The sequence below is a fragment of the Comamonas sp. JNW genome, from assembly GCF_003105075.1.
GTDB classification, from domain to species: domain Bacteria; phylum Pseudomonadota; class Gammaproteobacteria; order Burkholderiales; family Burkholderiaceae_C; genus Comamonas; species Comamonas squillarum.
The window spans coordinates 113,226-138,680 of sequence record NZ_QETI01000009.1; the positions used below are offsets into that span (position 1 = coordinate 113,226).

Here is a 25,455-nt window from a genome sequence, read left to right on the forward strand (position 1 = left end):
TTTCACTCATACCGCGCTCCCCTGCGGCGCTACACGCTCTTGCCCACCCGCCAATGCCATCACCTTGGCGGCCACCGCACCAATCGATCCCGCGCCCATGCACAGCAGCACGTCGCCGTCCTGCGCCTGGTCCAGAATCTGCTGGGGCAGGCTGCTGATCTGCTCGACAAACACCGGCTCGACCTTGCCAGCCACCCGCACCGCGCGGGCCAGCGCACGGCTGTCGGCCGCCACGATGGGCGCCTCACCGGCGGCATAGACCTCGGCCAGCAGCACCGCATCGGCGCCGCCCAGCACCTGGACAAAGTCCTCAAAGCAATCCCGCGTGCGGGTGTAGCGGTGCGGCTGGAAGGCCAGCACCAGCCGGCGGCCTGGAAACGCGCCGCGCGCGGCCGCAATGGTGGCAGCCATTTCGACAGGGTGATGTCCGTAATCGTCAATAACCGTCAACTCGCCGCCGTTGGGCAGCTGGGCCTGGCCATAACGCTGAAAACGGCGCCCCACACCCTTGAAGCCTTGCAGCGCCCGCTGCAGCGCTGCGTCATCGATACCGATGGCAGCCGCCACACCGACCACGGCCAGTGCATTGAGCACGTTGTGCTCGCCGGGCAGGTTCAGCACCACCTCCAGATCGGGCAAGGCCTGGGCCAGGCGGCGCTGCACGGTAAAGCGCATCTGGCCGTTGTCGGCCTGCAGGTTCACCGCGCGGATCTGGGCGTTTTCGCCCAGGCCGTAGGTCGTGACCTTGCAGGCCACGCGCTCGATGATGTCGCCAACGGCCGGGCTGTCGATGCAGACCACAGCATTGCCATAAAACGGCATGCGGTTCAAAAAATCGACAAAGGCCGTCTTGAGCCGGCCAAAGTCATGGCCATAGGTGTCCATGTGGTCGGCATCGATGTTCGTCACCACCGCCATTACCGGCAGCAGGTTCAGGAACGAGGCATCGGACTCGTCCGCCTCGACCACGATGTACTCACCACTGCCCAGGCGTGCATTGGCGCCGGCGCTGTTGAGCTTGCCGCCAATGACAAAGGTGGGGTCCAGCCCCGCCTCGGCCAGCACGCTGGTCACCAGGCTGGTGGTCGTCGTCTTGCCATGGGTGCCGGCAATGGCGATGCCCTTGCGCAGGCGCATCAGCTCAGCGAGCATCAGCGCGCGCGGCACCACCGGAATGCCCATGGCCCGGGCGGCCACGACTTCGGGGTTGTCGGCCTGCACCGCCGTCGATGTCACCACCGCCTGGGCCTGGGCGATATGCGCCGCATCATGGCCCACAAAGGTGGTGATACCGGCATCGCGCAGATGCACCATGGTGCTGCTGTCCGACAGGTCCGAGCCCGAGACCATATAGCCCAGGTTGTGCAGCACTTCGGCAATGCCGCTCATGCCGGCACCGCCGATACCTACAAAATGAATGCGTTGGATGGCGTGTTTCATCGTGCCACCTCCACGCAGGCATCCGCCACTGCTTGGGCGGCTTCCAATTTCTGCATTTTCTTTGCCTTTTGGGCCATGTCCACCAGGCCCGCTCGCTGCATATTCTCTAGCATCTGAGCCAGGTTTTCCGGGGTCAACACGCTTTGTTGCACCAACCAGCCGGCGCCGGCATCCACCAGGAAGCGCGCATTGGCCGTCTGGTGGTCATCCACCGCCGCCGGGAACGGCACAAACACCGCTGCCGCGCCCACGGCGGCCAGCTCGGTCACCGTGCTGGCACCGGCGCGGCAGACGATGACATCGGCATCCGCATAGGCCTTGGCCGCATCGTCGATAAAGGGGGTGAGGCTGGCTTGCACGCCAGCGGCTGCGTAGTTGGCCTGCAGCGCGTCGATCTGCTTGGCGCCGCTTTGGTGCGTGACCACCGGGCGCGCCTCGGGCGCCATCAGCGCCAGCGCCCTAGGGACCACCTCGTTCAAGGCCTTGGCACCCAGGCTGCCACCCACCACCAGCAGCTGCAGCGGGCCACTGCGGCCGGCAAAGCGCTCAGCAGGTTCTGGCTGCTGCAGGAACTCGGCGCGCAGCGGGTTGCCCACCCACTGGCCGCCTGCAATCGCATGGGGGAAGGCGCTAAACACGCGCTGGGCCATGCGGGCCAGCAGCTTGTTGGCCATGCCCGGCACCGAGTTCTGCTCATGCAGCACGATGGGCACGCCGGCCAGCTTGGCCGCCAGACCGCCGGGCACGGTGATATAGCCACCCATGCCAACGACCACATCGGGGCGGACCTTGCGCAGCACGGCGCGTGCCTGCTGCAAGGCCTTCAACAGGCGCAGCGGCATGCCGACCAGCGACATGAGCCCCTTGCCACGCACGCCCGAGAACGCCACCCGCTCCAGCGCAAAGCCCTGGGGCGGCACCAGGCGCTCTTCCATGCTGTCGGGTGCGCCCAGCCAGTGCACGGTCCAGCCACGGCTGCGCAGCTCCTGGGCCACGGCCAGGCCGGGGAAGATATGGCCGCCGGTGCCGCCCGCCATGATCAGTGCCGTCTTGCCGCTCATGATCGCGCCCCCCCGGCACCCATGGCCTTGTTTTCGCAATCGATGCGCAGCACGATGGCAATCGCCACCAGGTTCATCAAGATCGCCGAGCCCCCGAAACTCATCAGCGGCAAGGTCAGGCCCTTGGTGGGCAAGGCGCCCAGGTTCACACCGGCATTGATGAAGGTCTGAAAGCCCAGCCAGATCGCAATACCCTGCGCCACCAGGCCGGAGAAGATACGGTCCATGCGGATCGCCTGGCGGCCGATCTCGACAATGCGGCGGATCATGAAGAAGAACAGACCCAAGAGCGCAATGATGCCGACCAGGCCCAGTTCCTCGCCGATCACCGCCAGCAAGAAGTCGGTATGCGCCTCGGGCAGCCAGTGCAGCTTCTCGACGCTGCCACCCAGGCCCACGCCAAAGATCTCGCCCCGGCCAATCGCAATCAGCGAATGCGACAGCTGGTAGCCCTTGCCCAGCGCATGCTTTTCGCTCCAGGGGTCGAGGTAGGCAAAAATCCGCTCGCGCCGCCATTCGGAGGTCATCACGATCAGCGCAAAGGCAGCCACCAGCACCAGCGCGATCAGGAAGAACATGCGGGCATTGACGCCACCCAGGAACAGGATGCCCATCGCGATCACGGCGATCACCATGAAGGCACCCATGTCGGGCTCGGCCAGCAGCAGCGCGCCGACGATGCCCACGGCCAGCCCCATCGGCAGCACCGCGCGGAAGAAGCGCTCCTTGACCTCCATCTTGCGCACCATGTAATCGGCGGCATACATGATGACCGCGATCTTGGCCAGCTCGGAGGGCTGGAAGTTCATGATGCCCAGCGACAGCCAGCGGCGCGCGCCGTTGACCACCGTGCCCACATGCGGGATCAGCACCGCAATGAGCAGCAGGATCGAGGCAATGAACAGCCAGGGCGCCCAGTGCTCCCAGACCTTCATCGGAATCTGGAAAGTGAGCACCGCTGCCACAAAGCCCAACCCCACGCTCATCAAGTGGCGCTGGAAGAAGTAGTAATGCGCGATCTTGCCAAAGCGCGGGTTGTCCGGCATCGCGATCGAGGCCGAGAACACCATGACGATGCCCCAGGACAGGATGGCCACCACCAGCCAGATCAGCACCTGGTCGGCACCAAAGATAGTGGTGGCACTCGATGGCGTCTGGCGGTATTCATTGCCGCCCACGCGCACCGGCAGGATATCGACAGGCTTTTCCCCGGCCGGCTTGAACCAGCCCGAGAACCTGCTGCGCAATCCGGTCTCGGTGCTCATGGCTGCACCTCCAGACTAGTGCCGCGTTCCTCGGCCAGCGCCGCAACGGCTTGGCAGAAGACCTCGGCGCGGTGGCCGTAGTTCTTGAACATGTCAAAGCTGGCGCAGGCCGGTGACATCAGCACCGCGTCGCCCGCGACCGCCTTCTGGCTGGCCAGCAGCACGGCCTCATCCATGCTGGGCGCGTGCAGCAGCGGCACACCGGTGTCTGCCAGTGCGGCCTCGATCAGCGGCGCATCGCGGCCAATCAGCACCACGGCGCGCGCATAGCGCAGCACGGGCGCTGCCAGTGGCGAGAAGTCCTGGCCCTTGCCCTCGCCGCCCAGGATCAGCACGATACGGCGCTCGGCACCCAGGCCCATCAGCGCGGCCACCGTGGCGCCCACATTGGTGCCCTTGCTGTCGTCAAAATATTCCACATCGCTGACGATGCCGATGGGCTCGACCCGGTGGCGCTCACCGCGGTACTCGCGCAGGCCAAACAGCATCTGCGCAAAACCAGCGCCCGCCGCATGGCCCAGTGCCAGCGCTGCCAGCGCATTCATCGCGTTGTGGCGGCCCCGGATACGCAGCGCATCGGCAGGCATCAGCCGCTGCAGGAACACATCGTCAGCAGCTGTCTGGTTGCGCTTGTTGCTGGCGCTGTTGCCATCGTCCTGCGCACGCACCAGCCAGGCCATGCCGTTGACCACGTCCAGGCCATAGTCGCCCACCTGGGTCGGCAGATCCAGGCCAAAGCTGATGTGCGGGCGCAGCTGGGGGCGCTGCAGCTTGACCCGCACCGGTGGCGGCAGCATGGCCATCACGGCCGGGTCGTCGCGGTTGAGCACCATCAGCGCATCGCTGCCAAAAATCTTGGCCTTGGCGCCCGCATAGGCCTCCATGCTGCCATGCCAGTCCAGGTGGTCCTGGCTGATATTGAGCACGGTCGCTGCCGTCGGGTTGAAGGCATGCGCATCTTCGAGCTGGAAGCTCGACAGCTCCAGCACCCAGGCCTGGGGCAGGCTCTCGGAGTCAATGTGCTGCGACAGCGTATCGAGCAGGCTGGGGCCGATATTGCCGGCCACCGCTGTGGTCATGCCGGCATGCACGAGCAATTGCCCCGTGAGCGACGTGACCGTGGTCTTGCCATTCGTGCCCGTGATCGCCAGCACCTTGGGTGCATAGCCATGGGCCTGGGCCAGCGACTGCAGCGCCAGGCTGAAAAGATCCAGCTCGCCGCTGACCGGCAAACCAATGGCGCGCGCCGCATCAACGACCGGGGCCACGGTCTCGGGGCTCAGGCCGGGCGAGCGGTAGACCACACGCACCGGCTGGCCATCGACCAGCGCAGCGGACAACGCACCGGCGACAAAACGCACCTCCGGCAGCTCGCTGCGCAGCTGCGCCAAATGGGGCGGCTCCTCACGCGTATCCGCAACCGTCACCTGGGCGCCGCAACGCGCGCACCAGCGCGCCATCGCCAGGCCCGAGATACCCAAACCCAGCACCAGCACCTGCTGGCCCTGCAGCGGGTGCTCCTGCCCTTGGGGCCACTGTGCCGGCACCGGCGCATAGACCACCTCGGCCTCCTGGGGCTGCACATCCACCGCGGTCACCTCGCTGCTGGCCGCGTCCGACACACCGGGGTCGGCAAAGATCTGCGCGACAAAGGCCGCCGCATCCTTGGCGGCCGTCAGGGTCGACACATCGGGCACCGGGGCCATATCCACCGCCGAGGCGTCGGCGGCTTGAGTTACTGCAGCGTCCGCAGCATCGGTGGCCACAGCGGCTGCACCATCCGCTGCGGCCTCCAGCGCGGCCTCATCGGTAGGCAAGGCCGCATCCGTGGTCGCAAGCGCTTGTGCCTGGACATCATCGCCAGCTGCGGCCACCTCAGGCTGCAACTCGGCAGGCTGCGCCGGCTCAGTCGCAGCCACCCGCGCTACCGCTGGCGCCATGGGCGCAGCAGCGGCCTCTGCCGAGGGATCAAGGGGGTGGAGGTGCTCGGTTGACATGGTGCTCACCGCAGCTTCAAGGTAGACAGACCGATCAGACACAGCAGCATCGTGATGATCCAGAAACGCACAACGACCTGGGTTTCCCGCCAGCCGCTCTTTTCAAAATGGTGGTGCAAGGGGGCCATCTTCAACAAACGCCGGCCTTCGCCATAGCGCTTCTTGGTGTACTTGAACCAGACCACCTGCATCATCACCGACACGGCCTCGGCCACAAAGATGCCGCCCATGATGGCCAGCACGATCTCCTGCCGAACGATCACCGCGATCGTGCCCAGCGCACCGCCCAGTGCCAGCGCGCCCACATCGCCCATGAAGACCTGGGCCGGGTGGGTGTTGAACCACAGGAAGGCCAGGCCCGCGCCCGTCATTGCGCAGCAGAACACCAGCAGCTCGCCGGTGCCGCCAATGTGCGGGAACAGCAGGTAGCGCGAGAAATTGACGCTGCCGGTCACATAGGCGAACACGCCCAGGGCCGAGCCGACCATCACCACCGGCATGATGGCCAGGCCGTCAAGCCCGTCGGTCAGGTTGACGGCATTGCTTGCGCCCACAATGACCAGGTAGGTCATGATCACAAAGCCCAGCACGCCCAGCGGGTAGTTCACCTGCTTGAAGAAGGGCACCATCAGGCCTGCGTTGGGCGGCAGATCCAGCGAGAAGCCCGACTGCACCCAGTTGACGAACAGGCTCCAGACCTCGGCATTGGTGTTTTCCGAGATGCAGAAAACCAGGGCCAACGCGGCGGCCAGGCCGACCATCGACTGCCAGAAATACTTCTCGCGCGAGCGCATGCCTTCGGGGTCCTTGTTGACCACCTTGCGCCAGTCGTCGACCCAGCCAATGGCACCAAAGCCCCAGGTGACGATCAGCACGATCCAGACAAAGCGGTTGGACAGGTCAAACCACAGCACCGTCGAGATGGTGATCGCCAGCAGTATCAGCACGCCGCCCATCGTCGGGGTGCCGCTCTTGCTCAAATGGCTTTGCATCGCATAGCCGCGGATGGGCTGGCCGATCTTCAGCGCCGACAAGGTACGGATGACCTTGGGGCCGGCCACCAGGCCGATCACCAGCGCCGTCATCGCCGCCATCACCGCGCGGAAAGTCAGGTACTGGAAGATGCGCAAAAAGCCGAACTCGGGCGAGAGGCTTTGCAACCAGCTGGCGAGCACAATCAGCATGCGGCCTCCTCATGGGCGCTCAGGCCCTTGTCTGCGCACGACTGCATCGCCTGCACCACTTGCTCCATCTTCATGAACCGCGAACCTTTGACCAACACACTGCCCAACTGAGGCATCAACTTGCACACCGCATCCTGCAAGGCAGGCATGCTCTCGAAATGCTGAGCACCAGCACCAAAGGCCTGGGCGGCCGACTGGCTTTGGGCACCCAAAGTAAACAACTGGGCGATGCCATGCTGCTTGGCCAGCGCACCGGCCTCGGCATGGAACCGGGGCCCTTGGTCACCCACCTCACCCATATCACCCAGCACCAAGAGCTGGGCCGCGGGCAGCTCGGCCAGCACCTCGATCGCGGCCTGCACCGAATCCGGGTTGGCGTTGTAGCTGTCATCGACCACCGTCAGGCTGCGGCCGGCGATGGGCAGGGCCAGCGCACGCGAGCGGCCCTTGACCGGCTCGAACGCCGACAGGCCCTGGGCAATGGCGGCCAGCGGCACACCGGCGGCATGGGCCGATGCGGCCGCAGCCAGCGCATTGCGCACGTTGTGGCGGCCGGCAATCTGCAGCACCACGGGCGCAGCGCCACCGGGCAGGTGCAGCTGCAAATGCCAGGCGCCCTCTTGCCACTGCACATCGCTGGCAAAAGCCTGGGCGCCATCGGCCTGCTCACCAAAGAGGCAGGTGGCCCGGCCGGCAGCCAGCGCTTGCCACAAGGGGGTATAGGTATCGCCAGCAGGGAACACCGCCACGCCATCGGCTGGCAGCGCGGCCAGCACGCTGCCGTTTTCGCGGGCCACGGCTTCGACCGTGTGCATGAACTCCTGGTGTTCGCGCTGCGCGTTGTTGACCAGGGCCACCTGGGGTTGCGCCATTGCGGCGAGCACGGCGATTTCGCCGGGGTGGTTCATGCCCAGCTCGACCACAGCAGCGCGGTGCGCAGCCGTCAGGCCCAGCAGCGTCAGCGGCACGCCGATCTCGTTGTTCAGGTTGCCACGCGTGGCCCATGCGGCATCGCCGGCATGCGCGCGCAGGATCGAGGCCAGCATCTGGGTTACCGTGGTCTTGCCATTGCTGCCCGTCACTGCAATCAGCGGCAGCGGAAACTGCGCACGCCAGCCGGTGGCCAGCGCGCCCAGCGCCGCCAGGGTATCGGGCACCACAATGCCGGGCAGGCCGCCCTCAGCCGGGTCGGCATGGCACAGCGCAGCCGCTGCACCTGCGGCCTGGGCCTGGGCCAGAAACTGGTTGGCATCAAAGCGTTCACCCTTGAGCGCCACAAACAAATCGCCCGCCTGCAGGCTGCGCGAGTCCGAGTGGACGCGCAGCAGCGGCACAGCACCATCCCCCACCAGCCGGGCCTGGGGGACAAGGGGCTCAATGAAGCCCAGCGCCTGCTGCAGGGTCATCATGCTCATAGGGATTCTTTCCGCTTGGCCAGCGCAGCATGGGCCTGCGCGGCATCGAGAAAGGGCAGCTTCACGCCGGCCACTTCCTGGTAATCTTCATGGCCTTTGCCGGCCAGCAGCACCACATCCTGGCTGGCGGCACGCAGCAGCACCTCGTCGATGGCGGCTGCGCGGTCGGCCTGTACATACCAATGCGCGCTGGGCGTCATGCCGCGCAGAATGTCGTCGATGATGGCCTGGGGCTGCTCGCCGCGCGGGTTGTCGCTGGTCACCACCACCTCGTCGGCACCGGCCTGGGCAATGCGGCCCATCAGCGGGCGCTTGCCGGCATCGCGGTTGCCACCACAGCCAAACACGCACCACAGCTGGCCGCCGCGCTGCACAGCCAGCGGGCGCAGCGCCTGCAAGGCCTTGTCCAGCGCATCGGGGGTGTGGGCGTAATCAATGGCCACCAGGGGCGCACCGGCCTGGCTGACCTGTTCCATGCGGCCCGGCACTGCAGCCAGCCCCGCGCAGGCCTGTGCAGCCTGCTCCAAGCTCGCCCCCAGCACGCGCAGGCTGGCCATCACCTGCAAGAGGTTGAGCACGTTGTACTGGCCAATCACCTGGCTGTGCAGGGTCACGGCAGCGCCTTCGGCGCCGGCCTCTACGACCTCGAACACCAAACCGCGCTCGCCCGCGCGGATGGCCTGGGCAGACAGACGGGCCTGGCTGGGGTTATCCACGGAGACGGTCCACAGATCGAGTGCGCCGCCGGCCAAGGAGGCCGCCAGCGCCGCGCCCCGCGCGTCGTCCAGGTTGACCACGGCCGACTGCAGGCCGGACCAGTGGAACAGAGCCTCTTTAGCGGCCCAGTAGGCATCCATGCTGCCGTGGTAGTCCAGGTGGTCCTGGGTGAAATTCGTGAAGATGGCCAGCCGGATACGGGTGCCGGCCAGGCGGTGCTCGGCAATGCCGATGGACGAGGCCTCGATCGCGCATGCGCCGTAGCCGGCATCGGCAAAGCTGCGGAAGGCGCGCTGCAGCAGCACCGGATCGGGGGTGGTCATGCCGGTCACATCGAGCTGGTGCGGCGGAATGCCCACGCCCAAGGTGCCGACCATCGCGCAGCCCCGGTGCGGCAGCACACCGGATTCGCACAGATGGCTCACCGCCTGGGCCAGCCACCAGCTGATGCTGGTCTTGCCATTGGTGCCGGTGACGGCCAGCACATCGAGCTGCTCGCTGGGCTGGCCAAACCAGGCGCTGGCCATCGGGCCGGTGGCGGCCTTCAAATCGGCCATCGCAGCGACGGGCATGCCTTGCAGATCAAACTGCTCCAGGCCGGCCTGCTCCACCAGGCAGGCGGCCGCGCCGCGCTGCACGGCCTGCGCCACATAGGCCCGGCCGTCATTGACGCCACCGGGCCAGGCGATAAAGGCGTCGCCCGCGTGCACCTGGCGGCTGTCGGTGTGCAAGGTGCCGCCGCGCACGCGCTCGCGCAGCCATTCAACGGCGGCGGCGGTGCTTGTGACAGTGGTCACGGTGGTGGTGGCGCTCATAGCGGCTCCTCCACATCGTTGGCCACAATCTGCGGCTTGACCGACATATCGGGCTGCACGCCCATCAGGCGCAAGGTCTGCTGCACCACTTCGCTGAACACCGGGCCAGCGACGGTACCGCCGTAAAAGCTGCCCTGGCTGGGCTCGTCGACCATCACGGCCACGATGATGCGCGGGTTCTCGATCGGTGCAATGCCGGTGAACCAGGCGCGGTACTTGCCTGCGGCATAGCCCCGGCCCTGCTGCTTGCGGGCCGTACCCGACTTGCCGCCGATGGAGTAGCCCACGGTCTGCGCCTTCTGGCCGGTACCACCCGGGCCGGCGGCCATCCACAGCATGTGGCGCACCAGCTCGGCGGTCTTCTTCGAGAACACCGGCGTGCCCGCAGGGCGGCCACTGCGCTTGAGCATGGTCGCCGGGATCACATTGCCGTCGTTCGAGAACACGGTGTAGGAGCGCGCCATCTGGAACAGCGAAGCCGACAGGCCGTAGCCGTAAGAGATGGTGGCCTGCTCGACCGGCTTCCAGCTCTTCCAGGGACGCAGGCGGCCACTGGCCGCGCCCGGGAAGGCAATCTGGGGCTTTTGCCCATAGCCCAGCGCCGAGTGCACATTCCACATCTCTTGCGGCGACATCTTCTGCGCCACCTTGAGCGCGCCCACGTTGGAGGACTTCTGGATCACGCCATCCACCGTCAGCGCACCATAGTTGTGGGTGTCGCTGATCGTGAAGCCGCCAATCGCGTAACGCCCGGGGGTGGTGTCGATGATCGTGGTGTTCTTGACCCGGCCCAGCTCCAGCGCCGTGCCCACGGTGATGGGCTTCATCGTCGAGCCGGGCTCGAAGGTATCGGTAATCGCGCGGTTGCGCAGCTGCTCACCGGTCAGGCGCGAGCGGTTGTTCGGGTCGTAGCTGGGGTAGTTGGCCAGCGCCAGCACTTCGCCGGTGTGGGCATCCATCACCACGACACTGCCGGCCTTGGCCTTGAAGGCGGCCACCTGGTCGCGCAGCTTCTGGTAGGCGAAGAACTGCACCTTGCTGTCGATGGACAGCTGGATGTCCTGGCCCTCTTGCGGCGGCGTCTCCACGCCCACGCCTTCGACGATGCGGCCCAGGCGGTCCTTGATCACGCGGCGCGAGCCGGCCTTGCCGCCCAGCTCGGTGTTGAAGGCCAGCTCCATGCCTTCCTGGCCCTGGTCTTCCACATTGGTAAAGCCCACGACGTGGGCTGCAGATTCACCTTCGGGGTACTGGCGCTTGTATTCCTTGCGCAGGTAGATGCCCTTGACATCCAGCGCCTTGATCTTCTGCCCGATGTCCCAATCGAGCTGCCGCTTGATCCAGACAAAGGACTTGTCCTCATCGGCCAGCTTGGCATCGAGTTGCGCCAGCGGCATGCCCATCAGCTTGGCGATCTCGCCAATCTTGGCCTTGATCGCCGGATCGGCCTGGTCCACATCTTCGGGAATCGCCCAGATGCTGGCAGCGGGCACGCTGGACGCCAGAATCAGGCCATTGCGGTCGAGGATGCGGCCCCGGTTGGCGGGCAATTCAATGGTGCGGGCAAAACGCACTTCGCCCTGGCGCAGGAAGAAATCGTTGCCGATGACCTGCACATAGGCGGCGCGGCCAATCAGGCCGGTAAAGGCCAGTGCCAGACCAATCATGATGAAGCGGCTGCGCCACATCGGCGTGCGCTCGGCCAGCAAGGGGCTAGTGGAGTAGCGCATGTCCTTGCTCATGGGGCCACCGATCCGTTGCCTGGCTCAGGCACATACACCGTGACGGCTGGCGTGGCTGTCTGCATGCCCCACTTTTCGCGGGCGAGCTGCTCCAGCCGCAGCGGCGTGGCCTGGGCGCGCTTTTCCACCTGCAGGCGCTGGTGGTCCGTCTCCAGCTGGCGCGACTCGGCCAGTGCGCGGTCGAGTTCGGTGAACAGCTTGCGCGATTCATACTGCGACTGCACCAGCGCCATCGCGCTGATGATCGTCACCATGAGCAGCAGAATGTTCAGGCGCAGCAGCACAGCCACCCCCTGTTGCATGGTCCGGGCAGGCCGCGGCGCATCATGCCGCCACCTCGGTGCGTTCGGCCACCCGCATCACCGCACTGCGGGCGCGTGGGTTGGCCGAGACTTCTGCCTCACTGGGTTTGATGCGCTCGAGCGCCTTGAGCAGCATCGGCTTGGGCGCGGCAAAGGGTGCGCGACGGTCGAACACCTCTTTGGAATGCTTGGCAATGAACTGCTTGACGATGCGGTCTTCCAGCGAGTGGAAGCTGATCACCACCAGACGGCCGCCGGGAGCGAGCACCCGCAGACTGGCCTCTAGCGCCTGTTCGAGCTCTTCAAGCTCGGCATTAATGAAAATCCGAAGAGCCTGGAATGTCCGCGTAGCTGGATTTTGCCCAGCCTCGCGGGTCTTGACTGCGCCAGCCACGAGCTCGGCCAGATCGGCAGTGGTGGCGACTGGCGAGCCAGCCTCCCGCCGCGCAACAATCGCCTTTGCAATGGGCCCAGCAAACCGTTCTTCACCGAAGTCACGAATCACCTCCGCTATTTGCTGTGTTTCCGCCTCTTGCAACCACTCGGCCACACTCTGGCCTCGGGTGGTGTCCATGCGCATGTCGAGCGGGCCATCGAAGCGGAAACTGAAGCCGCGCTCGGGACTGTCGATCTGCGGGGAGCTGACCCCCAGATCCAGCAGCACGCCGGCCACCGAAGCGGCAGGCAGCTGCGCCATGTGGCTGAAGCCCTCATGGCGAATGGCAAACCGGGCGTCGGCAATCTTGCCAGCCTCGGCAATCGCCTCCACGTCCTTGTCAAAAGCAATGAGCCGGCCCTGGGCCGGCAGCTTGGACAGCACCAGGCGGGAATGCCCGCCTCTGCCAAAAGTCCCATCGACAAAGACCGGGTCCATCTCGACCCTGGCCTCCAACAAGGCGTCCACGGCCTCGTTGAGCAAGACGGTGGTGTGCAGGTAGTTCTTGGTTTCCACATGCACCTCAGAATGCAAAGTTATCCAGGGCGTCGGGCGGCAGATTCTGCAGGGCTTCGGCCTCCTGCTTCTCGTACGTCGCCTTGTCCCACAATTCAAAATGGCTGCCCATCCCCATCAGGATCGCGTCCTTGGTGATGTTGGCCGCAGCACGCAGCTCGGGGGACACCAGCACACGGCCGGTGCCATCCATCTCCACATCCATCGCGCTACCCAGAAAAATCCGCTTGAGCACCTGCTCGCCCATCTTGACCTGCGCCATGCGCGCGCTGAAAACCGCCCAGGCATCCTGCGGGAAGATCATCAGGCAACCATGGGGATGGCGGGTAATGGTGAGCGTGGGTCCGGGCTTTGTCAGCGCGTCGCGATGCCGGGTCGGTATCGATAACCGACCTTTCGCATCAAGACTGAGTGAGGAAGCTCCTTGAAACACGGTGTGGACTCTGGTTGGGGTTTCGGAGGGAGTAAGTGCACTTTTTCCCACAAAACTGCACTTTTCCCCACTGTATCAGGAATTCCAGATCGCGCCACACTTCAACACAATGATTTGCAATGAAAATACAAGTAAATCAATAACTTATAACGCACTTCAAGCAAAAACCGCTATGAAATTCTTCTTATTTGATAGGCACTTACAATCGCCTCTATATCCAGACTCTTAGCAAAATTGACGCCATCAGGGATTACCATCTGATCGTCTTTTGTTACAAAACTAGATGTTCTCCTACAAGCCCACATGCGGCGGCTGGCCGAAAAGCAAGTGCCCGCCAACATAGGCGGGCACGCGGTTCAGAATGCGCGCTGCCGCGCACCTTATGGCTAGAGGATATAACGCGATAAATCTTCGTTTTGGCTCAACGAGCCCAGGCGCTGGTCCACATAGGCGGCGTCAATCACCACCGTCTGTCCGCCCAGCTTGGTGGCCCCAAAGCTGATCTCTTCGAGCAGGCGCTCCATCACCGTCGCCAGGCGGCGCGCGCCGATGTTCTCGGTGCGCTCGTTGACGTCAAAAGCGATGCGCGCCAGGCGCGTGATGCCGTCGGCTTCAAACTGCAGCTTCACGCCCTCGGTGGCCAGCAGCGCTTCGTACTGCTTGATCAGCGACGCATGGGTCTGCGTCAGAATGGCCTCGAAATCCTGCACCGACAGCGAGCCGAGCTCGACGCGGATCGGAAAACGCCCTTGCAGCTCGGGGATCAGGTCGCTGGGCTTGGCCAGGTGAAAGGCGCCCGAGGCAATGAACAGGATGTGGTCGGTCTTCACAATGCCGTACTTGGTCGAGACGGCCGTGCCTTCAACCAGAGGCAACAGATCGCGCTGCACGCCCTGGCGCGAGACATCGCTGCCGCTGGTTTCCTGGCGCGTGGCGACCTTGTCGATCTCGTCGATGAAGACGATGCCGTTTTGCTCGAGGTTCTCGATGGCCCGGGATTTGACATCTTCCTCGTTCACCAGCTTGGCCGCCTCCTCATCGGTGATCAGCTGCAGCGCTTCGCTGATCTTGAGCTTGCGCACCTTGCGCTTGTCCTGGCCCATCTGGCTGAACATGCCGCGCAGCTGCTCGGCCATCTCCTCCATACCCTGGGGGCCCATGATCTCGAGCTGGGGCTTGGCCTCGGCCACCTCAATGTCGATCTCCTTGTCATTGAGCTCACCCTGGCGCAGCTTCTTGCGAAACACCTGGCGCGTGCTGGTATCGGGCGCGGCTTCACCGGTCCGGGCGGGCGGCAGCAGCGCATCCAGAATGCGCTCTTCGGCGGCGTCCTCGGCACGCACGCGCAGCTTCTTCACGTCCGATGCGCGGGTCTGTTTGACGGCCACCTCGGCCAGATCGCGGATGATGGCATCCACATCCTTGCCCACATAGCCCACCTCGGTGAACTTGGTCGCCTCGACCTTGATGAAGGGCGCATCGGCCAGCTTGGCCAGGCGCCGGGCAATCTCGGTCTTGCCCACACCCGTGGGGCCAATCATCAGGATGTTCTTGGGCGTGATCTCCTGGCGCAGGCCGTCAGCGACCTGCTGGCGGCGCCAGCGGTTGCGCAGCGCGATAGCGACGGCGCGCTTGGCATTGGCCTGGCCAACGATGTGGTTGTCGAGTTCGGAAACGATTTCCTGGGGTGTCATCGAGGACATAGTGCAAAATCCGGTTGGCACCCGCCGGGCAACGGGTACAGCAGTCGATCAATGGGAGATGGGGCGGCAGGTGGCGCGCCGGCCTGCCAGACGCTCACAAGGTCTCAATCGTGTGGTGCATATTGGTGTAGATGCACAGCTCGCCGGCGATGCCCAGCGATTTGCGCACCACCTCTTCGGCCGACAGATCGGTGTTGTTCAACAGCGCCTTGGCCGCCGAATGCGCATAGGCGCCGCCCGATCCAATGGCCACAATGCCCTGCTCGGGCTCCAGCACATCGCCATTGCCAGTGATGATCAGCGATGCCGAATGGTCAGCCACTGCCAGCATGGCTTCGAGGCGGCGCAACACGCGGTCGGTGCGCCAGTCCTTGGTCAGCTCGATCGCTGCGCGGGTCAGCTGGCCCTGGTGCTTGTCCAGTTTGGCCTCGAAGCGCTCAAACAAGGTGAAGGCATCGGCCGTCGCGCCGGCAAAGCCGGCCAGCACCTTGCCGCCATAGAGCTTGCGCACCTTGCGTGCGGTGCCCTTGACGACGATGTTGCCCAGGGTGACCTGGCCGTCGCCGCCAATAGCGACCTGGATGCCTTGCGGCGTTTCGCGCCGAACGCTGAGAATGGTTGTGCCGTGATACTGTTCCATAGTCTTGCCTATATGGAGCCTGGCCCGGGTTTTCCAAGGCGGAGGCGGCGCAGCAGGCAGAAAAAAACGCACCCGCAGGTGCGTTTGTTGCCCACTCGCGCTGCCCCATCAGTTTTCCCGCTGGTTGACGATGGAGTGCTCGTTGATGCCGATCAGGTTGAAGAACACGGCATTCAAGCGGTGCAGGTTGCCAAAACGCACCAGCACGTTTTTCTGTTGGCATTCGGCCACCCAGTTGAGCACCGAGCCGGCCGCGACAAAGTCGATGCGCATCAGGCGGTCGCAGCGTACCGTGAACGGCATGCCCGGCTCCACCATCGGCGTGAAGGTGTCGAGCTGCCGGGAGACATCCCCTTCGACAATCCCTTCGAGCACGGCCTGCGGGCTGTCGGCGACCACCGGCTTTCTCTCGGGCAGATCAAAGCCCAGCGACAGATCCGGCGCAGCGGGAGCACCAGAGCGTGTGCTGTCGCTGCTGGTTTCGGCCCGGGGCGCGACCCAGGATGGCGGCGATACCTCGTAGGTGATGCAGTAATCGAGCGCGGCCGCTTCAAAATCCTGCTCCAGCTGCAGCAAACGCAAAAAGGCCATGCGCAGCGACCAGCGCTCCTGGGCCACCGCGTTGTCGCCCACCGGCGTTTGCGCCTCCAGCACCGAGAGCAGATGGTCTGCCCCGACAAAGACCAGGCGCGCATCGGGCTGGTCCGCCCATGCACGGAACTGGGCCAGCAGCGCGGTGACCACCTCATCACGCACGTCGGTCACGCGGGACCAGTTCAGCGTCCAAGGGGGCGCATAGCGCTTGAGATTGCCTTGCAGGCCGCTGAGTGCCGCGCTGCTGAGCACCGGAGGCGCCTGCCAGTTGAGCAGCCGCACCTCTTGCGCGGAGGTGTCGCCCGCCTGCAGCGCCTTGGCACCCAGCTCTTGCGGCATCGAGAACCACACGGGTGCTGAGCGCCCATATTTGCTGGCAAATTCAATCGCGTGGAAATCAAACCTGGTCTGGTCACCGGTAGCGCGGTACAGGTCAAACAAGGTCAGCCAGATCGTCAGCTGCCCCATCAGATCGCCACGGCGCTGCTGTACCAGGGCCAGCAGCGAGGCCTCGGCCCCGGCTGCATCGCCGTTGGCAAACAACACGGCTGCTTCTTCCAGATCGGTATCGTGGATGAACCGGCCCGACTCGACCTGGGCATCAAAGGCGGCCGCGGGCAAGGCCGCAGGGGCGGCTGGCGGCAGCGCCACCGGTGCAGCGGCGGGTACCACAGGCACGGCTTCGGCCAATAAGGGCGCCGCAGCAGATGCAGCGGGCACCGGCGCACTGACCGGCGTGGCCTCGGCAGGGGCAGCAGCGGCAGGATCGGCCGCAGCCGCAGCGGCGTTGTCGCCGGACCACCACTGCTTGGACATCTGCCGCTCGATCTGGTTGATTTTCTCGATGGTGTGCGAGGGATGGGCATGCTTGCCCGCCGCAGCGGCTGCGGCGTCGGGCGCCACCCCGCCTTCGAGCATGGCCGCCGAGCTGGCGGCCCCATCGGCGCCAGCGCTGCTGGACTTGTTGGCTTCGCGCCGGATCTTGCGCAGCTGGTCGAACTCCAGCTTGCGCACAAAATCATTGCGGCGCTTGCGCTCCATGATCTCCTTGAGCGCCTGCTTGGAAAACTGCGCTTCAGGGTTCTCCGGCTCCGGCGTCTTGTCCAGCTCCGACCACTGCGTGGTGGGTTTGGTTACAAAGCGCACCACCTTGGACAACAAACCCTTGGTTGGCTTTTGAGCCTCACTCATGGTTACTCCCTCCCCTTGTGTGTCCGGTGCGCTGCCCCAGCCTCAATCACCAAACATTTTTTGTTTCAATTCACGGCGCTGCTGCGCTTCCAGCGACAAAGTGGCCGTAGGACGCGCCAGCAGACGGCCCACCCCGATGGGCTCGCCCGTCTCGTCGCAGTAGCCATAGTCGCCCGCATCGATGCGGCTGATCGACTGGTCGATCTTCTTCAAGAGCTTACGCTCACGGTCGCGCGTGCGCAAGACAAGCGCATGCTCTTCCTCAATGGTAGCGCGGTCTGCTGGATCGGGCACGACCACGGTGTCTTCACGCAGGTTTTCCGTCGTGGCATCGGCATTGAGGTGGATGCCGGTCTTCAGCTCCACCAGCTTCTTGCGAAAGAACGCCAGTTGGATGTCGTTCATGTATTCGCTCTCCGGCATCGACAGCACCTCATCGTCAGTGAGGGTGTCTACCGTCTTGGACTTCCAAGCATTGGCCAGCTTGGCGTCGCGTTTAGGGATGGTTTGCGTAGTGGTAGGCATAGTTCTCTCGACTGGCTAGCGCAGTTCTTACATGCGACGGATGTCCGTCTCGTTACAAAAGGTGCAAAGCCCGGCAGGCTCCGCCCCCTGATCAACTTGCCCGCGTCCCACAGGGACCCAGGCACATCTATGAAGTCGGGCCGGTGCCCGCAACTCCGTCATCTTGCAGGCCACCCCGGCCAGCACCTGGCAGGGTAAAGCTCGCTTGCACAAGCCTCCTTCTCCTTCAGCGCCGTGTCCAACAGGCCAAAGCCCCTCAAACACTGCGCTCTCTCATCGAAATCTTCAGGACGAACCACGGAAACCGTATCTCGCCGCATGCCGGCTTTGCTGCATTTCGGGCCGCGATTGTATATGGCATCGCTGCACAGCAACAAGTGGATGCAGCCCGGATGCAACGGGGGGTTTCCCCGGGGTCTCATCCCCGGGCCGCCCCTCGCGGGCGATCAGGCCTCCACCACGCACTGGTCCAGGCCCTGGCGCAGGATGTCCTGCGGCAGATCAATTCCGATGAAGACCATCTTGCTCTGGCGGCGCTCGTCGGCAGCCCACTCGGGGCCCAGATCGCTGCCCATCAGCTGGTGCACGCCCTGGAAAATCACCTTGCGGTCGGTGCCCTTCATCGCCAGGACCCCCTTGTAACGCAGCATGCGCGGGCCATAAATGTTCACAATGGCGCCCAGGAAGTCTTCCAGCTTGGCGGGATCAAAGGCCTTGTCCACACGGTAGACAAAGCTTTTCACATCATCGTCATGGTGGTGGTGGTGCGGGTGGTTGCAGTGCTCGCCATGCGCGTGGTCGTGCCCGCAGTTCTCGTCGTGCACATGGCCGTGGCTATCGCCGTGGTCATGGTCGTGGCCGCAATGCTCGTCATGCACATGGCCGTGGTCGTGGCCCTCTTCCTTGAGGAAGTCCGGGTCGATGTTGAGCGTGGCATTGAGGTTGAAGCCGCGCAGATCGAACACGTCCTTGAGCGGCACATCGCCAAAATGCACGGCACGGATCGGTGCGCGCGGGTTCATGTGCTTGAGGCGGTGGACCAGCGCGTCCTTGTCGGCCTCGGTCACCAGGTCGGTCTTGGACAGGAAGATCTGGTCGGCAAAGCCCACCTGGCGGCGCGCCTCCTGGCGGGTGTCGAGCTGCTGGCCGGCGTGCTTGGCATCCACCAGCGTGATGATGGAGTCGATCAGATAGGTTTCGGCGATTTCTTCGTCCATGAAGAAGGTTTGCGCCACCGGGCCGGGGTCGGCCAGGCCCGTGGTTTCGATCACGATGCGCTCGAAATCCACCAGCCCCTTGCGGCGCTTGGCTGCCAGCAGCTGCAGCGCTTCGCGCAAGTCCTCACGGATGGTGCAGCAGATGCAGCCATTGCTCATCTGCAGAATCTGTTCCTTCGATTCGGTCTTGAGGATGTCGGTATCGATGTTCTCTTCGCCGAACTCGTTCTCGATCACGGCGATCTTCATGCCGTGCGACTCATGCAGCACGCGCTTGAGCAGCGTGGTTTTGCCCGAGCCCAAGAAGCCCGTGAGGATGGTGACTGGAATGAGTGACATAGGACCCCTGATAGTTACACAAAAGGCAGCGATCACAAGCCGCGCCCCGCGCCAGGCTTGCCCGCCCACGGCCCAGCGCACAAGCTCAGGCCTTTGTATCAAACACCGTTATATGGGGCCATGGCAGGCAATATCAAGACAGCCACAGGTAATTTCTGTGGCGATGCCGACAGCGGGCTATTGTGGCATGTTTTGCAAGCCGATCACATTCAGGCATGCACCGGTTCAATCCCAAGCCGCAAAACAGAAATCTGCTATCAAATCTATAACAGATCGCTGCCAGGCTGCTGCCTGTGGCCACCGTCCCGCCCCCGAGCGCGTCAGAACCGCTCGTAGCCTTGCAGGTAGCGCCACTGCCCCTGGGGCAGCTTGCTCAGCGAAATCCGGCCGATGCGCAAACGCTTCATGGACAGCAGCTCCAGGCCCAGCGCTGAACAAATGGTCGGCAGCCATTCGGGCGCGACCCGCTTGAGCGCGAACCGCAGATGGGTTTCGTTCTGCCAGCTGGCCTTGAGGGGCGGCAGGCGCTCGCCATCCACATACAGCCCCTGGGCCAGCAAGGCCAGGCCATCGTCGATGATTTGCCCCTGCACCTCGACCAGGCATTCCTGCTCGAGCAAATCCGCTTCTTCGCTCAGATGGCGGATGATGCGCGGGTCCTGGCTGTAGACCACCAGGCCACTGGCAGCGCGCGGGATGGGCAGCAAAAACTGCTGGTGGCGAAAATGGCGCGCCACGGGCCGGGCAGGCTGGGGGGTATCGACATCGGCCAGGTTATCGGGCGTCAGCAGGTCCAGCGCACTGAGGCCCTGGCGCCCGGGCTCGAGCGCGCGCAGGCTGTAGCCCGCAGGCTTGTGCAGCAGCAAGGTGACCGGCTGGATCGGGCGCAGATCGGCGCCGCGCTGCAGCAGCACGGTCTGGCTGGGCAGCACACGGGCGCCCGGAGTGTCCTGGATCTGGCCATCCACCGTCACAAAGCCGGCATCGATATAGTGCTCGGCCTCGGCGCGCGAGCAACCGATATCGCTGGCCAGGCGTTTGGACAGGCGGATGGCTTGGGGGTCTTGGGCTTGCATGGGGCAGCAACTGTGCGGCGTGGCGCGGCAACGCGCGATCCGCTCCTTAAAAAATAGCAAAAGCTCTGCAATCACAGAGCGCAAACGCCATTTTAATCGCCGCCCATCGCCAGCGCCCGATCGGCGCTTTGCGGCCTTGCCTTTGACCCCGCAGAGGGCCTCAGGCCGGCGCAAAACGCAGGCGAAACCGCGCGCCGCCCCGCGACGAGCTCTCGGCCAGCGCCACCCCGCCTTGCAGCTCGGTCAGCGCCTGCACGATGGACAGCCCCAGGCCCGAGCCCTCCCGCTTGCGCCGGCCCGGGGCCATCGCAAAGCGCCGGAAGGGATGCGTGCGCAGCTCCTGCGGCAGCCCCGGCCCGGCATCGCTGACCAGCAGCTCGATCCAGATATGCCCCTGTGCATCGCGCAGGTTGCGCACCTCCACCTCCAACCAGTGCCCGCTGGCCGCGTGGCGCACGGCATTGCCCACCAGGTTGGCAATGATCTGGCGCATGCGCAACGGGTCGGCACGGATGGTGCTGACCGCATCGTCCTCGGGCAGCACTTGCGACAGCACCATCTGAGCGTGCTGCAGTTGGGGCTGCAATTCCTGAAGACTTTCGCGCACCAGTGCCCCCAGGCTCAGGCGCTCCTTGCGCAGCGACATCTCACCGGCCTCGGCCATCGCCAGCGTATGCAGGTCGTCAATCAAGCGGCCCAGGTGCTCGGTCTGCGCCAGCAGCAGCCGAAACTCCTGATCGCTGGGCGCAATGACGCCATCGCACATGGCATGCAAATGGGTCTTGAGCACCGACAGCGGCGTGCGCAGCTCATGCGAGATGGAGGCGGCCGACGCCTGGCGCTCGGCATTGAGCTTTTGCAGCGCGTCGATCATCGCGTTGAAGGTGTGCACCACTTCCTTCAACTCACCGTGCGCGCCCTCTTCCACCACGCGTGTCGAGCTGAAATCACCGTGCGCCACGCGCTGCGCCACCTCCACCATCGACGCCAGCGGCCGGGTGATATAGCGCGAGACGAAAAAACCCATGGCCAGGCCAAACGGCAGGCAGACCAGCAGACCGATGAACAGCGACACCTGCTCGCCAAAGAACACCTCGCCACGCCAGTATTCGCCATAGATCTGCATGGCACGCGGGCTGTTGTCCAGGTCGCGCTCGATCAGGTCGTCCAGCTCCACCCGCACCGCGCTGGGCAGGCTTTGGTAGAACTGGTTGTACTGCACCGCATTGAAGGCCCAGGCACAGGCGCTGAGCAGCGCAATGGTGCTGAGCAGCGTGCCGGCAATCCAGAAGCCAAAGCGGACCCAGATGCGGTTCAGTCCCCGGGCCATAGGCGGTATCCAATGCTGCGCACGGTCTCGATCAGCTCCTCCTGGCCGGCCAGCTGCAATTTGCGGCGCAGCTTGGACAGGTGCGAGTCGATCACCCGCTCCAGTGCGTCGCTCTCGGGCAGGCACTGCTCGATCAGCTGCGCGCGTGAAAAACAGCGCCGCGGCTGGGAGGCCAGCAGGGCCAGCAGCCGGAACTCGGTCAGGGTCAGCGGCAGCGGTGTTGCCTGGCCTTGCGCGTCGTAGACCCGGGCACTGTGCTCGGCGGGGTTGATCTCCAGCGCGCCCACCCGGATGGGCGCCATCGGTGCAGCGGCGGCCTTGGGCTGGCTGCGGCGCAACACGGCGCGCACGCGCGCCACCACTTCAGCGGGGTTGAAGGGCTTGACCACATAGTCATCGGCCCCCAGGCGCAACGCCACGAGCTTGTCCACGTCATCGGCCAGCGCCGTCACCATGATCACCGGGGTCTGGCCCTGGTCGCGGATGAAGCGCAGCACATCGACCCCGTCGATGCCGGGCAGGTGGATGTCGAGCAGCACCAGGTCGGGCTGGTTTTGGCGAAAAAGCTGCAAGGCCTGCTCACCATCGCGTGCAAATAGCGTACGCAGACCGTCGCGCTCCAGGTAGGCGACCAAAATCGTGGCAATGCCTGGCTCATCCTCCACGACGAGCACCAGCGGAGCGGCCACAGGTGGCGTAGGTAGTTTCATGGCAGACACCATCGCAAGTAGGTTCCAGCGGCGCCTCACAGGGCGCCCAAAAGCGGTTGAAGCAAGCCATTATGACCGTCCCGCCCACCCGCTGCACGCCTTGGCGGCCTCCATGTTTTCTCCATCATTTGTGCAAGCTTACGCAAGCTTGGCAGGGTTGAATGGGCCGCATATTTGTCCTGCCTCTGCGGTCAGGCCGCCCCGGTCTGCACCGGCCAAGAACCGACTCCATTGCACGTGAAACCCTTGTTCTGCAAAACACTGCTGGCGCTGGCACCTGCCGCTTTGCTGGCCGGTTGCATGACGCCTGCGCAACCCCCGCTCAACCCCGACACCCCGGCGCAGTGGCGCCAGGCGGGCGGCAGCGCACCCCATGCGCATGCCGTCAAGGCCGCCGACCTGAGCGCCTGGTGGACGCTCCTGGGCGACCCGGCACTGGACAAGCTGGTGGAGCAAGCACTGGCCCAGAACCTCGATTTTGCCCAGGCGCAAGGCCGGCTTGAGGCCCAGCGCATTTTGCTGGGCACGGCCACCGCCGCCTACAAGCCAGCGTTCAGCGCCGGCGTGCGCACCTTGCAGGATGTGGCCGCCCTCGACTCCTACTTCCACGCCAGCCTGGACATGGGCTGGAACCTCGGCTTGTTTGGGGCCTATGAATCCAGTGCGCTCGATGGCCAGGCGCAACTGCTCGATGCCCAGGCGCAGTTGCAGGCTGCCAGGGTCCAGCTGGTCGCCCATGTGGTGCAGCGCTATCTGGACATCTGCGTGGCGCAGCAGCAACGCTTTGTGCTGGACCAGCAGCTGCAACTCGATGCGCGCCGGCTGCAGCTGCAGCAGGTGCGTGTGCAGCAGCGCATGGGCAGCGCCGAGCAGGTGCAGCAAGCCCATCTGGAGCTCAACCGCAGCCGCGCGCAGGAGGCCGATCTGCTGCAGCACCAGGCACGCGCAGCGCATGCGCTGGCTGCACTGCTGGGCCGCAGCGAGCCCGAAGCCGCCTGGCTGGCCACTTCCAGCACCCCCCACATCCCCAGCGCCACTGCGCTGCGCCTGCAAGTACTGCCCGCCGAGCTGCTGCGCAGCCGCCCGGCCATCCTGGCGGCCGAAGCCGCGGTGCAGCGCGCCGCCGCCGCAGCGGGCCTGTCGAACTCGGCGCTCTACCCCCGCTTTGCGCTGGGGGGCTCATTGCTGTACTCCTACAACCTGACGCAGAACCGCCGCTCCAGCTCCAACCAGGTGCCCTCGCTGGGCCCGGTGATCGACATTCCGCTGTTCGACTGGGGTCGACGGCGCGCGCAGGCCGATGCCGACGAGCTGGAGATGAACAACGCCGTCAAGGCCTACCGGCAAAGCGTGCTCGACGGCGTTGCCGATGTGGAAACCGCGCTGGCCGGCCTCGCTGCCCAGCAGCAACGCCAGCAATCGCTCGATGCCCAAACACCGCTGCTGCGCAGCCGCGCCCAACAGCTGCAGCGCCGCCAGCAGCTGGGCCTGGCCAGCGAGCTCGATACGCTGGAGCCCCGCCGCCAGCTGCTGCTGCACGCAAGCCAGCAGAGCGTGGGGCAAGCTGCTCAGGCGCTGGCCTGGGTGGCGCTGTTCCAGGCGCTGGGCGGCGCCCCACTGCCGCCGCAAACCCCACCCGGCACCGCAGGGGCCACGCCATGATTGCGCTGGCCCGCAAAACCCTGGTCTACGAATGGCGCCGCTTTGTCCCCTCGGTCTTCGCGGTGGGCTTTGCCGGTGTGCTGCTGGTGATGCAGGCCGCCCTGGTGCTGGGCATTTTCAGCTCGGCTGCCATCTACATCACCGCCAGCTCGGCTGACCTCTGGGTGGGCTACCCCGGCACGCAGAGCGTGAACTTTGGCCGCAACATTGGCCCCGATGTGGAAATGCGCCTGCGCATGGACCCGGACATCCGAGCCGTCGAGCCCTTTGTCTGGGTCGATGGCGACTGGCGTTCCAACCAAGGGGCAGGCCAGGGTGCCGGCGCGGTGTCGGTCTACCTCTCGGGCATTTCCACCGCCGGCACGGCCATGGTGTTCGATCGGGTCATTGCGCCCTGGCAGCGCAAGCTACTGCGCGAGCCCGGCGCCGTCATCGTCGACCGCGCCGATCTGGGCAGTCTGGCCACCCAGGAAGGCGGTACCGCCTGGATCAACAACCACCGCGTGCGCGTGGTCGCCGCCGTCGATGGCTTGCGCGGCCTGGGCGGTGTTAACGTGCTGGCATCGCTGGAGAGCGCGCACCAGATCGCTGGCAGCTCGCCCAGCCAGGGCAGCACCTACCTGCTGGCCCGGGTGCGCAAAGGTGTGGACAACCAGGCTGTGCAGCGGCGCCTGGGCAGCGAAGCGCGCAGCTTTGGCCCGCACGAGGTCTGGACTGCCGACAGCTTTGCGCACCGCTCCCAGCGCTACTGGATGCTCGATACCGGCGCGGGTGCTGGCGTGCTGTTCATGGCCATCGTCGTCTGCCTGGTCGGCGCGGTCGTCACCAGCCAGTCGCTCAAGAGCGTGGTCGCGGGCTCGGTGCGCGAATACGCGGTACTCAATGCGCTGGGCGTCAGCCGCGCGGCGCTGGGCCGGGTGGTGGTGGAGCAGGCCTGCTGGATCGGCGCTGCCGGCCTGCTGCTCACCACCATCGCCAGCATGGCCCTGGTCTCGCTCGCCCAGGTCTACCGGGTGCCCGTTGCGCTCAACCTGCAAGCCGTGCTGGCCTGCGCTGCCCTGGTGGCCACGTTGGCGCTGCTGTCCGGCCTGGGCGCGATGCGCGTGCTGCTGCGCACCGACCCGGCCACCTTGCTGCGCTGAAGG

The 25,455-nt window shown here is 65.1% G+C and carries 21 protein-coding genes; 2 read left to right on the plus strand and 19 right to left on the minus strand.

Going from position 1 to position 25,455, the window contains the following annotated elements; translation table 11 throughout:
• Nucleotides 1–6: 6 nt before the first annotated feature.
• From murC to DCO45_RS14630, 19 genes are all read right to left on the minus strand, one after another.
• Nucleotides 7–1,440, minus strand: coding sequence for a UDP-N-acetylmuramate--L-alanine ligase (murC, locus tag DCO45_RS14540; protein WP_116926492.1), 1,434 nt, complete (start codon nt 1,438–1,440; stop codon nt 7–9).
• The gene (murG, locus tag DCO45_RS14545; RefSeq protein ID WP_116926493.1) at nt 1,437–2,501 is read right to left on the minus strand and encodes an undecaprenyldiphospho-muramoylpentapeptide beta-N-acetylglucosaminyltransferase; all 1,065 of its coding nucleotides are present in this window, start codon (nt 2,499–2,501) and stop codon (nt 1,437–1,439) included. Before murG ends, murC begins: the two co-directional genes overlap by 4 nt.
• Entirely contained in the window at nt 2,498–3,766 is a 1,269-nt protein-coding gene (ftsW, locus tag DCO45_RS14550; protein ID WP_116926494.1) for a putative lipid II flippase FtsW, read from the minus strand. The genes murG and ftsW overlap by 4 nt, the downstream gene beginning before the upstream one ends.
• Nucleotides 3,763–5,706 carry a UDP-N-acetylmuramoyl-L-alanine--D-glutamate ligase gene (gene murD / locus DCO45_RS14555; protein WP_116926495.1) on the minus strand — a complete coding sequence of 648 codons (1,944 nt, stop codon included), beginning with the start codon at nt 5,704–5,706 and terminating at the stop codon, nt 3,763–3,765. The genes ftsW and murD overlap by 4 nt, the downstream gene beginning before the upstream one ends.
• Before the next feature lie 62 nt (nt 5,707–5,768).
• Nucleotides 5,769–6,947 carry a phospho-N-acetylmuramoyl-pentapeptide-transferase gene (gene mraY, locus DCO45_RS14560; RefSeq protein ID WP_116926496.1) on the minus strand — a complete coding sequence of 393 codons (1,179 nt, stop codon included), beginning with the start codon at nt 6,945–6,947 and terminating at the stop codon, nt 5,769–5,771.
• Complete coding sequence (gene murF, locus DCO45_RS14565; protein ID WP_116926557.1) at nt 6,941–8,356, minus strand: UDP-N-acetylmuramoyl-tripeptide--D-alanyl-D-alanine ligase; 1,416 nt, start codon at nt 8,354–8,356, stop codon at nt 6,941–6,943. The genes mraY and murF overlap by 7 nt, the downstream gene beginning before the upstream one ends.
• Nucleotides 8,357–8,358: 2 nt before the next feature.
• Nucleotides 8,359–9,894 carry a UDP-N-acetylmuramoyl-L-alanyl-D-glutamate--2,6-diaminopimelate ligase gene (locus tag DCO45_RS14570; RefSeq protein WP_116926497.1) on the minus strand — a complete coding sequence of 512 codons (1,536 nt, stop codon included), beginning with the start codon at nt 9,892–9,894 and terminating at the stop codon, nt 8,359–8,361.
• Complete coding sequence (locus tag DCO45_RS14575; protein ID WP_116926498.1) at nt 9,891–11,636, minus strand: penicillin-binding protein 2; 1,746 nt, start codon at nt 11,634–11,636, stop codon at nt 9,891–9,893. The genes DCO45_RS14570 and DCO45_RS14575 overlap by 4 nt, the downstream gene beginning before the upstream one ends.
• Nucleotides 11,633–11,917, minus strand: a complete 285-nt coding sequence (ftsL, locus tag DCO45_RS14580; RefSeq protein ID WP_116926558.1) for a cell division protein FtsL — start codon at nt 11,915–11,917, stop codon at nt 11,633–11,635. Before ftsL ends, DCO45_RS14575 begins: the two co-directional genes overlap by 4 nt.
• 43 nt (nt 11,918–11,960) lie before the next feature.
• Nucleotides 11,961–12,872 carry a 16S rRNA (cytosine(1402)-N(4))-methyltransferase RsmH gene (rsmH, locus tag DCO45_RS14585; protein WP_116926559.1) on the minus strand — a complete coding sequence of 304 codons (912 nt, stop codon included), beginning with the start codon at nt 12,870–12,872 and terminating at the stop codon, nt 11,961–11,963.
• Between the two features lie 25 nt (nt 12,873–12,897).
• A complete protein-coding gene (gene mraZ, locus DCO45_RS14590) occupies nt 12,898–13,323 on the minus strand; it encodes a division/cell wall cluster transcriptional repressor MraZ (protein ID WP_021026157.1) in 426 nt (141 codons plus the stop codon).
• A 386-nt stretch (nt 13,324–13,709) separates the two neighbouring features.
• Nucleotides 13,710–15,026 carry an ATP-dependent protease ATPase subunit HslU gene (gene hslU / locus DCO45_RS14595; RefSeq protein WP_116926499.1) on the minus strand — a complete coding sequence of 439 codons (1,317 nt, stop codon included), beginning with the start codon at nt 15,024–15,026 and terminating at the stop codon, nt 13,710–13,712.
• A 94-nt stretch (nt 15,027–15,120) separates the two neighbouring features.
• Complete coding sequence (hslV, locus tag DCO45_RS14600) at nt 15,121–15,666, minus strand: ATP-dependent protease subunit HslV (protein WP_116926500.1); 546 nt, start codon at nt 15,664–15,666, stop codon at nt 15,121–15,123.
• A gap of 108 nt (nt 15,667–15,774) precedes the next feature.
• Entirely contained in the window at nt 15,775–17,451 is a 1,677-nt protein-coding gene (locus tag DCO45_RS14605) for a hypothetical protein (RefSeq protein ID WP_116926501.1), read from the minus strand.
• 42 nt (nt 17,452–17,493) lie between these two features.
• Entirely contained in the window at nt 17,494–17,976 is a 483-nt protein-coding gene (dksA, locus tag DCO45_RS14610) for an RNA polymerase-binding protein DksA (protein ID WP_027010726.1), read from the minus strand.
• Nucleotides 17,977–18,422: 446 nt separating this feature from the next.
• Nucleotides 18,423–19,532: a GTP-binding protein gene (locus DCO45_RS14615; RefSeq protein WP_116926502.1), complete on the minus strand. Its 1,110-nt coding sequence runs from the start codon at nt 19,530–19,532 to the stop codon at nt 18,423–18,425.
• Nucleotides 19,533–19,852: 320 nt separating this feature from the next.
• Nucleotides 19,853–20,608, minus strand: coding sequence for an RNA pseudouridine synthase (locus DCO45_RS14620; protein ID WP_116926503.1), 756 nt, complete (start codon nt 20,606–20,608; stop codon nt 19,853–19,855).
• A 160-nt stretch (nt 20,609–20,768) separates the two neighbouring features.
• Nucleotides 20,769–21,938 (minus strand): ATP-binding protein, encoded by a 1,170-nt coding sequence (locus DCO45_RS14625; protein WP_116926504.1) that lies wholly within the window; start codon nt 21,936–21,938, stop codon nt 20,769–20,771.
• Nucleotides 21,923–22,648, minus strand: coding sequence for a response regulator (locus DCO45_RS14630; protein WP_116926560.1), 726 nt, complete (start codon nt 22,646–22,648; stop codon nt 21,923–21,925). The genes DCO45_RS14625 and DCO45_RS14630 overlap by 16 nt, the downstream gene beginning before the upstream one ends.
• A gap of 237 nt (nt 22,649–22,885) precedes the next feature.
• On the opposite strand from DCO45_RS14630, the gene DCO45_RS14635 reads away from it, so the two are divergent.
• Together DCO45_RS14635 and DCO45_RS14640 are read left to right on the plus strand one after the other, a co-directional pair.
• The gene (locus tag DCO45_RS14635) at nt 22,886–24,310 is read left to right on the plus strand and encodes a TolC family protein (protein ID WP_243419362.1); all 1,425 of its coding nucleotides are present in this window, start codon (nt 22,886–22,888) and stop codon (nt 24,308–24,310) included.
• On the plus strand, nt 24,307–25,452 hold the full coding sequence (locus DCO45_RS14640; RefSeq protein WP_116926505.1) for an FtsX-like permease family protein: 1,146 nt from the start codon (nt 24,307–24,309) through the stop codon (nt 25,450–25,452). Before DCO45_RS14635 ends, DCO45_RS14640 begins: the two co-directional genes overlap by 4 nt.
• Nucleotides 25,453–25,455 lie beyond the last annotated feature (3 nt).